This window comes from Patescibacteria group bacterium, from assembly GCA_038064855.1.
Lineage (GTDB): Bacteria > Patescibacteriota > Minisyncoccia > Ryanbacterales > GWA2-47-10b > SICQ01.
The window spans coordinates 15,980-28,819 of sequence record JBBTSE010000004.1 but is presented as its reverse complement, the minus strand read 5'-3'; the positions used below and the strand labels follow the sequence as shown (position 1 = coordinate 28,819).

14 protein-coding genes are annotated in these 12,840 nt (G+C 48.4%); 5 read left to right on the top strand and 9 right to left on the bottom strand.

Going from position 1 to position 12,840, the window contains the following annotated elements:
- Positions 1-2: 2 nt before the first annotated feature.
- From AAB417_01405 to AAB417_01380, 6 genes are read right to left on the bottom strand one after another with little or no spacing between them, the layout of a single operon-like run.
- Complete coding sequence (locus AAB417_01405) at positions 3-1,148, bottom strand: transglycosylase SLT domain-containing protein (GenBank protein ID MEK7630672.1); 1,146 nt, start codon at positions 1,146-1,148, stop codon at positions 3-5.
- A complete protein-coding gene (locus AAB417_01400) occupies positions 1,135-2,427 on the bottom strand; it encodes an extracellular solute-binding protein (GenBank protein MEK7630671.1) in 1,293 nt (430 codons plus the stop codon). The genes AAB417_01405 and AAB417_01400 overlap by 14 nt, the downstream gene beginning before the upstream one ends.
- Entirely contained in the window at positions 2,424-2,963 is a 540-nt protein-coding gene (locus AAB417_01395; GenBank protein ID MEK7630670.1) for a methyltransferase domain-containing protein, read from the bottom strand. The genes AAB417_01400 and AAB417_01395 overlap by 4 nt, the downstream gene beginning before the upstream one ends.
- A 4-nt stretch (positions 2,964-2,967) precedes the next feature.
- The gene (gene gyrA / locus AAB417_01390; protein ID MEK7630669.1) at positions 2,968-5,433 is read right to left on the bottom strand and encodes a DNA gyrase subunit A; all 2,466 of its coding nucleotides are present in this window, start codon (positions 5,431-5,433) and stop codon (positions 2,968-2,970) included.
- A 3-nt stretch (positions 5,434-5,436) separates the two neighbouring features.
- A complete protein-coding gene (locus AAB417_01385) occupies positions 5,437-5,661 on the bottom strand; it encodes a hypothetical protein (GenBank protein ID MEK7630668.1) in 225 nt (74 codons plus the stop codon).
- A gap of 1 nt (position 5,662) precedes the next feature.
- Positions 5,663-6,241, bottom strand: a complete 579-nt coding sequence (locus AAB417_01380; protein MEK7630667.1) for an MBL fold metallo-hydrolase — start codon at positions 6,239-6,241, stop codon at positions 5,663-5,665.
- A gap of 71 nt (positions 6,242-6,312) precedes the next feature.
- Between AAB417_01380 and AAB417_01375 the strand changes: the two genes are divergently transcribed.
- Positions 6,313-7,428: a S1 RNA-binding domain-containing protein gene (locus AAB417_01375; GenBank protein ID MEK7630666.1), complete on the top strand. Its 1,116-nt coding sequence runs from the start codon at positions 6,313-6,315 to the stop codon at positions 7,426-7,428.
- Positions 7,429-7,469: 41 nt separating this feature from the next.
- Here the strand turns inward: AAB417_01375 and AAB417_01370 are convergent, their stop codons facing one another.
- The 3 genes from AAB417_01370 to pth are packed head-to-tail and all read right to left on the bottom strand — an operon-like array spanning position 7,470 to position 10,191.
- Positions 7,470-7,673 carry a hypothetical protein gene (locus tag AAB417_01370; protein MEK7630665.1) on the bottom strand — a complete coding sequence of 68 codons (204 nt, stop codon included), beginning with the start codon at positions 7,671-7,673 and terminating at the stop codon, positions 7,470-7,472.
- 18 nt (positions 7,674-7,691) lie between these two features.
- The gene (locus AAB417_01365; GenBank protein ID MEK7630664.1) at positions 7,692-9,635 is read right to left on the bottom strand and encodes a DEAD/DEAH box helicase; all 1,944 of its coding nucleotides are present in this window, start codon (positions 9,633-9,635) and stop codon (positions 7,692-7,694) included.
- 19 nt (positions 9,636-9,654) lie between these two features.
- Complete coding sequence (gene pth / locus AAB417_01360; GenBank protein MEK7630663.1) at positions 9,655-10,191, bottom strand: aminoacyl-tRNA hydrolase; 537 nt, start codon at positions 10,189-10,191, stop codon at positions 9,655-9,657.
- 79 nt (positions 10,192-10,270) lie between these two features.
- On the opposite strand from pth, the gene lepB reads away from it, so the two are divergent.
- The 4 genes from lepB to AAB417_01340 are packed head-to-tail and all read left to right on the top strand — an operon-like array spanning position 10,271 to position 12,839.
- Positions 10,271-10,819, top strand: coding sequence for a signal peptidase I (lepB, locus tag AAB417_01355; protein ID MEK7630662.1), 549 nt, complete (start codon positions 10,271-10,273; stop codon positions 10,817-10,819).
- A gap of 8 nt (positions 10,820-10,827) precedes the next feature.
- Positions 10,828-12,129, top strand: coding sequence for a histidine--tRNA ligase (hisS, locus tag AAB417_01350; GenBank protein ID MEK7630661.1), 1,302 nt, complete (start codon positions 10,828-10,830; stop codon positions 12,127-12,129).
- A gap of 21 nt (positions 12,130-12,150) precedes the next feature.
- Positions 12,151-12,366, top strand: coding sequence for a hypothetical protein (locus AAB417_01345; protein MEK7630660.1), 216 nt, complete (start codon positions 12,151-12,153; stop codon positions 12,364-12,366).
- Between the two features lie 5 nt (positions 12,367-12,371).
- Entirely contained in the window at positions 12,372-12,839 is a 468-nt protein-coding gene (locus AAB417_01340) for a GatB/YqeY domain-containing protein (protein MEK7630659.1), read from the top strand.
- Position 12,840 lies beyond the last annotated feature (1 nt).

The window sequence follows — 12,840 nt, the reverse complement described above, 5'->3', positions numbered from 1 at the left end:
GATTAATTTCCACGGTATTGGTTTTCAAGATCATTCAGCTTTCCCGTGTAATCGCGAGTAACTTGATAGCCCGTGTTTCTTTTGCAACCAGCAGTTGACACGCTACTATTGCAGGTGCCGGAGACGGCCGGATCATCATCCCATTCGCATTGCCAGCGCAGTTGCCCGGGGCAATTTGTACTATTGTTATTTGCTCCTGGACCACCATTGTAAGCGGCAGATGCAAGCGTCTCATCGCCGCCATATTTATTGAGCATTTGTTTATAGTATGCGATACCCATTTCAAGATTATATGACGGCGCACTCAAACGCTCTCGCGCTTCGGCAGGCGACAGACTGCAAAGTGGCGGGTCTATCTGGCACGCAGTATCCATACGGACTTGCATGAGTCCGTAGGATGATTTGCCGTCGCGGTCTTGGTGTGTCGCATTTTCGTTGCCTGACGATTCAGCGGCAATAATGGCACGAATACGATCAGGATCAACGCCATACTGTGCGGCCAATGCATTGATGACGCTTTCATAGCGCGCGAGATCAGCCATAGAAGCAGATTTCGCCTCTTGGTGGAGTCCTTCGTTACCATTGAGGAGATCGGACCCATCGGCTCCGCAGATATTAACGCCATCACGAAAGCACCCATCATCGATATTTCCGGTAAAATTTCTACCTGCAAGTACCGGCCCCACTGGATCCACTGTCACCTCTTTTCCCAAATCAACATTACAACTCGCAGTCCCACCACCAGGGTCACACTTTGGTATGTCATACCAACTTGCTTTTTTAATACCAAACCCAATAGTCGAAAGAATAGTATTGAATATCGCCCATGCAAAGAACGCCAATGCCATACCAATAACCGCATTGGTCATCACCCCTCTTCCTTTGGTAATCTGACTCGGATTGCCTCCCGATGTCAGCATGAGTACTCCACCATACAAGAAAGCACCTGCCGCAACAGGTACGGCAATGATGTAGAGCAAAAACCCTATGATATTGTCAGCAAGATCATACAGATCACAGAACGAACACGGACAACCCGTCTGACATCCTACTGGTACCAATCCACCTTCTGGTGCTGCGGCAAAGGTAAGGAGGGGAAGCGCGAGGAGAAGGAGGGTGAGGGTGAAAATCGCGCTACTTTTTTTCATCGATGAGACGCTTGCGTTTTAATCGCGCTTCACTCACTGCTTCTGACGGTAAAAGCCGCCCGTTAGCAATACTCTCGATCATCTCTTTGATGATGGGCGCGTTTTCTTTTGGATACTGTTCAAACGATGATTTTGCATTGAGAACTGATCTTTTGAGAATCTCTGGCAGTGAGTCAACGGCGATGAGGTCACGCCGCGCCGCGACAACGACACCTCGAGAAATGATTTTTTTGAGTTCCGGTTCACTGACAAGAAAGCGCGCGAAAGCCCACGCGGCATCTTGCTCCGATGCTCCTTTGGGTATGGTGATTGCACGCACATCGGCGACATAGGCCAGTTTGCCACCTTGCGTTTGTGGTACGGGTGAAATATCAAACGCACGATGAGGATTTTTATCCTCCAGTTCTTTTTTGTACGAATAGTGATCAAGCATCATGCCAAGCTTGCCTTCGATAAAAAGCTCACGAGGCTCGGCAAGTACACCGTGCCAAGTGTAGGCAGCCGTACCTGGTTTGCCGTAATCGGTATAAAAGCGTAGTACACTCAATGATATCGGACCTTGGTTGGTGGTATCCGCAAAGAGTGCTTCTTCAAGGGAAGCGCCCTGTTGGAGAAGTAACAATGCGAGTATCTCTTTGTGGAGTGGTATATTGCGTGCGCGTCCCAATGACGCACCTGAGCGAAGTATGGTACCTCCTGCACCAAGTTCTTTTATTTTATTTGAGGTACTTAGAAAGTCATGCCAGGTAGCGGGTGAGACGGCGACAAGTGATTGATTAAAAAGATCTTTATTCCAAAAAAGCACCAAAGGGTCAATCCATAAGGGGAGTCCCCATACGGTTTTTTCATCAGGTTTGTTCTCAACTTTTTTGTGCTCAACGAGCGCTATGGTCGCAAGGTCGGCAAATGCCATCTCCACATCTTCTGCGCGTACAATTGATTGTTTGGGTGGGGCTATCTTGTCGCGGTTTTTTGCTATCCAATCGGTTGAGGTGATAATCGCCTGCGGACTTTCACCTGCGGCGATTGCCTCGAGCAGATCGCGATCAAAGGTGCGCGGATCTTTTTCGATGTAGGTTACTTTTTTATGAAATTGATCTGTGTAGTCTTCTACCGCTTCTTCAAAGAGCATTGGGTCGTCAACGCCCCAAATGATAACTTCTTTGACATCACCAAAACCTACGGGTCGGGGTTCTCCCGTACTAGAAAATACAATGAGCGAAGCAATTATGACAATAATCGAGACGATGATGGCAATGATTTGTACTTTGTTTTTCATGTTTTTTTGGCGATGAGCCCATGGTGATGTTCACCGAGAGTAAATTCGCGCAGTGAGGCAAAGCCACTAGCGCGTACGATATCAAACAAGGTTGATTTGGGGATTCGCGTTTCGCGCTTTGGCCCAACCATATGTACTGTTTCCGGATGCCACTCAACTACTACCAGTGTACCGTGGTCTTTAAGTATACGAAACGCTTCTTCAAGGATCGTTTTTTTATCGGGCGCCTGGAAAAGAACATTTGCCACAAAGACCCAGTCCGCGATACTGTCTTTCAGTTTACTGCCGCCGGCTTTCTCAAGATTGCCGCGTAAGGTCTCAACATGATAGAGGTGTGCTTTGCGCGCTGCATTACGCAGTACTTCGAGGGGTCCTTCTTGGATATCGATCGCATAGAGTTTGCCGTTTTCGGGTGATAATTTTTTTGCAAGCGGGAGCGCTAACAGTCCCGCGCCCGCGCCAAAATCAACGACCGTCTGAGGGCCATAGATATCAAGATGGTCGATAAGTTCTTTGGGGCCGCTAAAGTTTTGCATCAAATTAGAGGATTGCTACTGAGCGCAGTTTGTCGCCTGCCTCGAGCTTCATAATGCGCACGCCTTGCGCGGCGCGCCTGAGTGATGGCATCTGTTGTAAGGATGAACGGAGAGCCTTACCTTTCTCAGAGATTGCGATAAATTCTTCAGCTGCCGGTTCGGGGAGACGAGCGGCGACCAAGGGACCTGTCTTGTCAGTAACATTCATTGCTTTGATACCTGATCCGCCTCTTGCCTGTGTTTTAAATTCACTCACTTTGGTTTTTTTACCAAAGCCATTGGTACTCGCGACCAGAACCTCTAGGTTTTTGCCGTCTTTCGGTATGATCTCACAGCCAACAAGTTCATCGGTCGACTTAAGCCGCATGCCGCGAATGCCTTGTGCTTGTCTGCCCATCACGCGCGTTTTTGTTTCGGCAAACCGTATCGCAAGACCTTTTTTACTAAGGAGCATGATATCATCACCCTTCTCGACGATACGCACCCATCCGAGCACATCACCTTTTTTGAGTTTCATAGCGAGGATGCCCGAACGGCGTACATCGACAAAATCATCGAAGTTTGTTTTCTTCATCATACCTTGTTTGGTAGCCATCACCAATGAAGAAGTAAGGTTTCCCTTCCGCTTCTTAGGGATAGCAAGAATTGAGGTTATATCTTCGCCCGGCGAGAGTGATAAGAAGTTGACCGCCGGCTTGCCTTTTGAGGTGCGCGAACCCTCAGGGATGTCATAGGCCTTTATCTCGTAGGTTTTGCCCGAGCTTGTGAAAAATAAGATCGAGTCATGAGTGCCGGCTGAGACAAATTGTGAGACGACATCTTCTTCTCTCCATTCGGCGCCCACAAGACCTTTGCCGCCGCGTTTTTGTGCGCGAAATTCCTGTGGTCGGACACGCTTGAGGTATCCCGTCTGTGTCATCACAACGACCTGCTCTTCTTCGGGTATCAAGTCTTCGATATTGAGGGTGCCCACGGGACCATCGATAACTTTGGTTTTGCGCTTGTCGCCGTATTTTGTTTTAATCTCTACCAATTCATCTTTGATGACCTTGCGAATGCGCTTTGGGTCTTCGAGAATTGCTTTGAGCTCGCGTATAAGAGCTTTTGTTTGAGCGTATTCATCTTCAATCTTTTGGCGTTCGAGCGCGGCGAGTGCTTGCAAGCGCATTTCAAGGATTGCGGTTGATTGGCGATCGGAGAGCTTAAATTTCTGCATCAAGTTTTTGTGCGCGTCATCCTTATCTTTCGAGCGCTTGATGGTAGCGATTATCTGATCGATATGATCAAGTGCTATTTTGAGACCTTCTAAAATATGCGCGCGTTCTTCGGCGATGCGCAGATCATGGCGCGTTCGACGCTCGACTACCTCAAGGCGCGCTTTTAAAAATTCTTCGAGATAGGTTTTGAGTGAGAGCGTTTGTGGTTGGATCCCACCGACCAGTGCGAGCATATTGAAATGAAAAATCTTTTCGAGATCCGTATGCTTGTAGAGTGTATTGAGTACTTTTTGCGGGTAGGCGTCATTTTTTAAATCAATAACCACCGAGAGGCCATCTTTGTCTGATTCGTCACGGATATCTCTGATGCCTTCAATTTTTTTATCGCGCACAAGGTCGGCTATTTTTTCAACGAGTTCAGCTTTGTTTACTTGAAAGGGGAGCGATGAGATAGCGATACTATACCCTTTGCCGCGCTCGACGATATCTGCCTCACCACGCATGACGACGCCACCTCTACCGGTGGCGTACGCTTGGTGAATATCCGCCTTGTTAAAAATCATGCCGCCCGTAGGAAAGTCAGGGCCTTTGACATGAACCAGGAGATCTTCAATAGTTGCTTTTGGGTTATCGATAAGGGTGAGTGATGCATCGATAAGCTCGGTGAGGTTATGCGTAGGAATACTCGTCGCCATACCAACTGCGATACCAAACGAACCATTGAGCAGTAGATTGGGTACGCGTGAGGGCAGTACCGTAGGTTCTTCGCGCGAACCATCATAGGTTGGTGTAAAATCAACCGTTTCCTTATCAATATCAGCTAAAAGTTCATCGGCGATGCGTGACATTTTTGCCTCCGTATAACGCATAGCCGCGGGCGAGTCACCATCAACGGAGCCAAAGTTTCCCTGACCGGTAATCAACATGTAGCGCATGCTAAAGTACTGCGCCATGCGTACCATCGCGTCATAGACCGCGGTGTCGCCGTGCGGATGATATTTACCAAGTACATCACCAACCACGCGTGCCGATTTTACATATTTTGCCGATGAACGGAGGCCCATCTCCTTCATCGTATAGAGAATACGGCGGTGTACCGGTTTGAGTCCGTCGCGCACATCAGGTAGCGCGCGCGCGACAATGACACTCATCGCATAGTCGATATACGCGTTGCGCATCTCGTGCGTGATATCTTGAGTGTGGAGGGCGTAGCTTATTTTTTTGGGTTCTTCGGTAGGTTCTTTGCGTTTCATATATTATTTAGAAAAATCGGGCTTTTGGTCTTTAATCTTTTTCCAGACTGATCCGAAACTATCCGCGAGCGAAGGCGCCTGTGTGTCTTCGCGCAGTTCATATTTAAGCTGCGCTACCCAAATACCGATGATGGCAGCCATGATAAGAGTTACTGATATAACCAAAATCATACGCCGCGTACTGGGTTGAGATTGTTGGATGCGTTCAATGTGGTCAATGAGTGCCATATTATGCACGCTCGAGGATAACGACACGCTGACCTTCGGCGGGGAGACCTTTTTTCTTTATGGTAAGCTTATCCATCTTCTCAGGTTTCTCGCCAAGTTCTTTAACAAAATTATCAAACGCGCTCTTTTTCACCCCGTCACCCATCAATGGTACGACGATGCGCGGATCGATATTTGATACGATCTTTTGGAGAGCCGACGGCGTACCTGATGGTACGAGGTATAAGATGTCAACGGTACCAGCAAAATCAATGATCATATCAGCTGTCTCGACATCACTCAGGGTGCCCAAAAAGAGCGACCGGATGCCTTCCCACTCGACGAGAAATGGAGTAACACCCGTAGATCCAAACCCTACAAATGAAATATCGCCCGCTTCATATTCACCAGGGATCCCGAAGACACGCGGCTCACCCGCGATAGAAATATCTTTCTTTGCCTCCGGATCAGTAAAAAAGACCACCCGTGCCTCGAAGCGAGGGGCGGGGAATTGGGCTCCTTTACCGAACGGATCGGCAACGATGACCGCATCTCCTGACTGAAGCTTGAGGCAGGAGAGCCCATAATAGCTCACAACCATAAAAAGTATTCCTAGTATAGCCCAAAGGCCTTCTCTTGCAAAGATTTTTGGTTTTCCGTATACTGCTCTTCATGACTCAAGACACTGAAAGTACGGAAGGCATCGCCTCTGATAAGGGGGCGTTTTCACGCATAAGTTCTGAATGGCGTATCCCGCGTGTGGGGGATGTCGTTGAAGGTACTATTTTACGCGCTCAAGGCTCGGTTATCTTTATCGACCTCGGATTTGGTACTGGCATCATCTATGGCCGTGAGTTTCAGGAAGGTCGTGACATGCTTCGCAACAAAAAAGAGGGCGATATCATTGTCTCTAAAATCGTTGATTTTGAGAACGAGCAAGGATACATCGAGCTTTCTATAAAGGAAGCCGGTCGCGAGAAGTTTTGGAAAGAAGCTGCGGCATGTGTGTCTGAAAAGCGTCTTTTGGCGCTCAAAGCGCTTGAGGCAAACCGTGGCGGTTTGGTATTTGAGTGGGCGGGCACCAAAGGATTTTTGCCGCTCTCACAACTATCCCAAAAACATTACCCGCGCGTTGAAGGTGGCGACAAGATGAAAATTTTCGAAGAACTCCAAAAACTTGTCGGCGAAGAGTTTCAACTTCACCTTATTACCGCGGATCCTCGCGAAGAAAAACTTATTTTTTCGGAAAAAACACTCGAACCCGATGGCATGAAGGAGCGCCTCGCAAATTATGAGGTAGGCACTGAATACGAAGGTGAAGTTTCCGGTATCGTTGAATTCGGCGTATTCGTAAAACTCGAAGAAGGACTAGAAGGTCTCGTACATATTTCGGAGATTGATTGGTCTCTTGTCGAAAATCCTAACGATTTGTATAAGGTCGGTGATAAAGTGAAGGTAAAAATAATCGGCGTTGATGCTGATAAAGTTTCGCTTTCAATCAAAGCGCTCAAGCCTGATCCATGGAAAGAACTCAAACTTGAGAAGGGCGATATTGTAGAGGGCGTTGTCACGAAGCTCAATAAGTACGGCGCGTTTGTAAAACTTCCCAAGCAAGGCGGTATCTCAGGCCTCTCACATGTATCCGAATTTGAATCAGCACAAAAGATGCGCGATCTCGTAGAGATAGGTAAGGGGTACCCGTTTCAAATCGTGGTCTACCAACCAGAAAGCCACAAGCTCTCACTCGCGTTTCTCGGTAAAGACGGCGCAGAGAAAAAAGCAGAATAAACCATAAAAACAAAAAATCCCCATACGGGGATTTTTTGTTTTTACCAACGGTTACCACCAGCGCGAGTTGCTTGCGTGAGCAGTGCGATGCCACCGCCGAGCCCGCCGATAATACCGGCGATTGCCAGATACAAAAAGACGGGGTGAACCGCTTGATCTTGCGCGAGCTGTATCGCGTACACCGATCCGCCAAACACCGCAAAGCAGACGAGCGCGAGTACTATATAGAAAGCTTTTGCTAACATGCTGTCAGTATAGTATTTTTACGAGTGACTGTCATTGGTGCGGAGTTGTTCAACCGCCTCTGCTAAAAATTGCGAGTAGAGATTGAGCCCCACGCGGGCGGCGATGCCTGATTGCTCGCGTCCTAAGATATTTCCTGCGCCGCGCATTTCCAAATCTTTCTCGGCGATGACTGACCCCGCGCCCAAAAATTGTGTGTCTTGGAGTACATCGAGTCGTCGTTCAGCCTTGGGCGTGAGGTGCGCAGGATTATAGAAAAAGTATGCATATGACTGTAGGGTGCCTCTACCGATGCGCCCGCGAAGCTGATGGAGGTCAGCGAGTCCATACATAACCGCGTCAGTCACGATCAATGTATTTACCGTATGCAGATCAATACCGTTTTCTATGATAGTGGTCGAGACAAGTATCTCGATATCTCCTTTGCGAAAACTTTCCATCGTCTCTACCAATTCTTTTTCGCGCATCCGGCCATGCAAGTATCCGACTTTTGATTTGGGCACGAGTTTGCGTATGAGCTCAAGTGTTTTGGGTATGCGGTGTATGCGTGATTCAACTACATATACTTGTCCTTTGCGTTGCAGTTCAAGTTCAAGCGCTTTGGCCATGAGTTCCGCCTGATAGGGGAGCATCAAAGTTTCTGGCGCGATTTTACCTACAGGGCCTTCATCAAGCGCCGTCATGGCGCGTACGCGCGCGAGCGAGAGCGAGAGTGTGCGCGGTAGTGGTGTAGCAGATAGCGTGAGCACATCAACTTCGGCCTTAAGTTCTTTGAGTTTTTCTTTTGCACCAACTCCAAAGCGTTGTTCTTCATCGACTATCAAAAGCCCCAAATTTTTAAATGCGATATCTTTTGAAAGAATCCGATGTGTGCCGATAGCGATATCGACTGATCCGTCACGAATGCCCGCAAGCGCCTTTTTTATAGTGCCCGCATCCTCTAGGCGCGAGAGGCGCGCTACTTTGATGGGAAGGCCTGAAAGGCGCTTTTTCCATGTCTCGTAGTGTTGCGCGGCAAGAATAGTAGTGGGTGCAAGTATCGCTACCTGTTTACTGTTTGCCGCCACGCGAACAGATGCGCGGAGAGCCAACTCGGTCTTACCAAAACCCACATCACCGATGATGATACGGTCCATCGGCATTTTTGATGATAGATCTTGCCAGATGCGCGCCAGCGCGCGCTTTTGTGCTTGTGTTTCTTCATATGGAAATGATGCCTCGAGCTTTTCTTCAATCTCAGGTGAGGGAGTATAGGGCGCGCGCGAGGCGGTGTTGCGCATGGCGTGTACCGCCAAAAGTTTTTTGGCGAACGCGATCGCGTCATCTTTGGTTTGCCGGAGAGTTTTCTTCCAGATAGGCGTGCCAAGACGCGAAACTTTTGGTGCACGAAAGCCGATATACGGCGATATGCGAGAGGCCTCGGTGACGGGTACCATCAAGGTGTCCGCATCGCCGCCCCGCGGCCCGCGGTATTCGATATGAAAATATTTTTTACCACCTTCGGTGGTAATACCGCGCCACAGACCAATGCCGTGGTGCTCGTGTACGACAAAATCACCGCTACGCAAATATTCGAGCAAACTACGATCTTTAATCTTTCGCTCGAGTGATTCGCCTCGAGCTGATGGTGGAAGTTTACGAATGTCATCAATCTGATTGCCAAAAAAATCGATATGCCAGATGCCATCGGTACCGATAGGGGAGACAATGAGCGCGCCGCCTCTGATAGCAAATTCGCCTCGGCGCTCGGGCCACGAGTTTATTTCATAGCCGAGCTCGATGAGTCGTTCGGTGAGCGTACGCAGACCCCTGTGCCATGCGTTTGTGATGACGAGTGAATTGTGTTCCCAAAAGGTATTGAGATGGCGACCCTTTTCAATAGTTCGGCGATTGCGCCTGAACCATGCCTCATCTTTTTCGGCAAATTCAGGAATGCGAGAGGCGATAAAAAGCTCGCTAGTCATATCTGTGAGTTGGGGATGATTAGAAGACCGAGATGGTCGTTATCTGTAGGTCTTGAGCAATAAGCTCTACTACGCGTTTTTCTACTTTTTTGAGTATGAGCTTTTCGGCGGGCGCCCATTTTTTGAGTACCAACTGCATGGCGTCTACGCGCTTTTTCTTTTGAACGCCCACGCGGATACGCCAGAAGTCGCGTGATTTTACGGCACGCATCACTGAGTCGACGCCACGATGTCCTGCCGAGCGCTTACCAAATGATGCTTTGACCGAGCCCAGTATGATGTCGGTATCGTCATGGATGACGATGAGATCTTTGGGTTTTACCCCAGCTTCAGTGAGCGCCTTACCTGATTTATTCATAAAGGTGTTCGGTAGCACGATGAGCGTTTTCTCGCCCTCGATCTCACCCTTGCTGGTGAGCCCCGCGTATTTCGCGTTTTCAATAAACGGCTCAAAGCCATATTTTTTGGCGATAGTCATAGCAAACTCACGCCCGACATTGTGGCGCGTGCCGTCGTACTCTTTGCCCGGATTGCCAAGCCCTACGATGACTTTCATGTTGAGAGTCTACCATAGAAAGCCCCATTTGCCAGAAGGGATTTTTTGATGTATACTAGCATCACTTTTGTTGTCCTTTATGCCTTCTGAAGAAACATCACGCACACTAAGACATGAGGTACGAGAAATCGTCCGTGTTCTTTTGATATCGCTTGCGGTAGTCATCCCTATACGGATTTTCGTCGCTCAACCCTTTATTGTGCGAGGCGCTTCTATGGAGCCGACCTATCATGACGGCGAATACCTGATTGTCGATGAGATCTCGCTTCGTTTCAGCGATCTTGCGAGAGGAGAGGTGATTATCTTTCGCTATCCTAATGATCCAAAGACCTTTTTCATCAAGCGCGTCATAGGTTTGCCACAAGAAACCATTACTATCAGGGATGGGTATGTGTATCTGGCAAGTCCCGAAGGTGAGCTGGCGCCGATTGATGAGTCGTACATTGGTTCTGCGGTTTTTACCTTACCAGATAAGACGGTGACACTCGGACCCGATGAATATTTTGTCCTTGGTGACAATCGACCCGATAGCTCTGATTCACGCGTATGGGGGCCACTCGAAACCCAATATATAGTAGGCAGAACATTTTTGCGTCTCTGGCCAATCAATAAATTCAATTTTCTCTAGAAAATACTATGCCAAAACCAATAAAAAAAGAATTGATCGCAAGCGTCAAAGGTATGCACGACCTTACGGGGGATGACTACGCCTACCTCGAGCGCATTATCAAAGAAGTAAAGCGCGTAGGCGACTATTATGGTTTTTCACCGATTGCGACCCCCCACCTCGAAAAGACCGAGCTTTTTGAACGCCCACTCGGCGCCGAGTCTGATGTCGTCGAAAAACAAATGTACAGTCTTCGTACCAAGGGCGGTGACCGTCTCACGCTTCGTCCTGAAGGCACCGCGCCTATTATGCGCGCGTATTTTGAACACGGCATGGGTAGCATGCCTCAGCCGGTAAAAGTTTTTTACGGTGGGTCATTCTTTCGTCATGAAAATCCGCAAGCGGGTCGCTATCGAGAGTTTCATCAGGCGGGAGTTGAGGTCATCGGGGACGATGACGCGATCAATGACGCGCTTGTCATCCGCATTCTTGTCTCAGCCCTCCAAACACTCGGACTCAAAGAAATCATGGTCAACATCAATACGATTGGTGACAAAGTATGTCGTCCCGCGTTTCGCAAAGAACTTATCAACTACTACCGCAAGCACCAAGAGCGTTTATGTAAAGACTGCAAGCGTCGCATCAAGGAAAATCCTCTACGCCTTCTTGATTGCAAAGAAGAGATTTGCGCTCAGATATCAAAGCATGCACCACAGATGCTCGATTATGTGTGCGAGTTTTGCAAAAAACATTTTGCCGAAGTACTTGAGTATCTTGATGAGTGTAGTATTCCGTACGCGCTTGATAGTCACTTGGTGCGCGGGTTTGATTACTATGGTCGTACGGTCTTTGAGATTGTGCCGACAGATTTAGGCGAAGGCATCTCGCCGCAGGCGATTGGCGGGGGCGGACGCTACGATGATCTCGCCGAACTCATGGGGGCGCGAAAAACCCCCGCGGTCGGTGGGGCGTTGGGTGTCGAGCGTGTAGCCGACCTGCTTCGCAAAAAAGGTATCAAGGCACGCCCCGAGACGCATCCGAAAATATTCCTTATCCAATTGGGGCCGGCGGCAAAAAAGAAAAGTCTGGTGCTCCTTGAGGAATTGCGAAAGATTGGAGTGCCGGTGATGCAGACACTTGCCAAAGACAGTCTGCGCGCACAACTCGCGATTGTATCAAAGCTCCAGATACCGATTGCGCTGATTGTGGGGCAGAAAGAGGCGCTCGACGGAACGGTCGCACTACGCAATATGGAGACAGGAGTGCAGGAGACCCTTCCCACAGAGAAATTTATTGGTACAATAAAGGCACGATTAAAAGAATTTTCTTAAGATTACTACTAGAAACATATTATGGTTACCGTATTAAAACGCGAAAAAGAAACTACCGGCTCACTCTTGCGCCGTTTTAGCAAAAAGGTGCAGCAGTCAAAGATCTTACTCAAAGCCCGATCACTCAATGTTAGGTCGCGCCCGAAGTCAAAGACTAAAAAGAAAAAAGATGCCCTGCGTCGTGTTACGAAACGCAAAGAGTACGATCGACTTCGTAAATTAGGTAAAGACGTATAAGCTTGATGGATCTTAGAGAGAAACTGCAAGTAGATCTCAAGAGCGCCATGCAGGCGGGTGAGCAGAAACGCACAAGCACTCTGCGAATGGTTTTTGCCGCAATTAAAAATAAAGAAATCGAAGAACGCAAAAAAGATATCGGATTGGGTGACGAAGATGTCATAGCAGTTATCAGGCGTGAGGCAAAAAAGCGTAAAGACGCGATTGCCGAATATGAAAAGGCGGGGCGACCGGAACTTGCCGAATCAGAAAAAGAAGAGCTTGCTATGCTCGATATATATTTACCGCAGGAAATTTCTGATGAAGAAATAATTCGTGTCATTCAAGACGGTGTTCGCCAGCTCGGGTCTCCGACAGCAAAAGATACAGGTGCTCTTATGAAAATCATTATGCCGTCACTCAAAGGACGCGCTTCCGGTGATCGTATTACTAAGCTTGCCAAGGATGCGCTTAGTGCGCAGGCAGTGCAGTAGT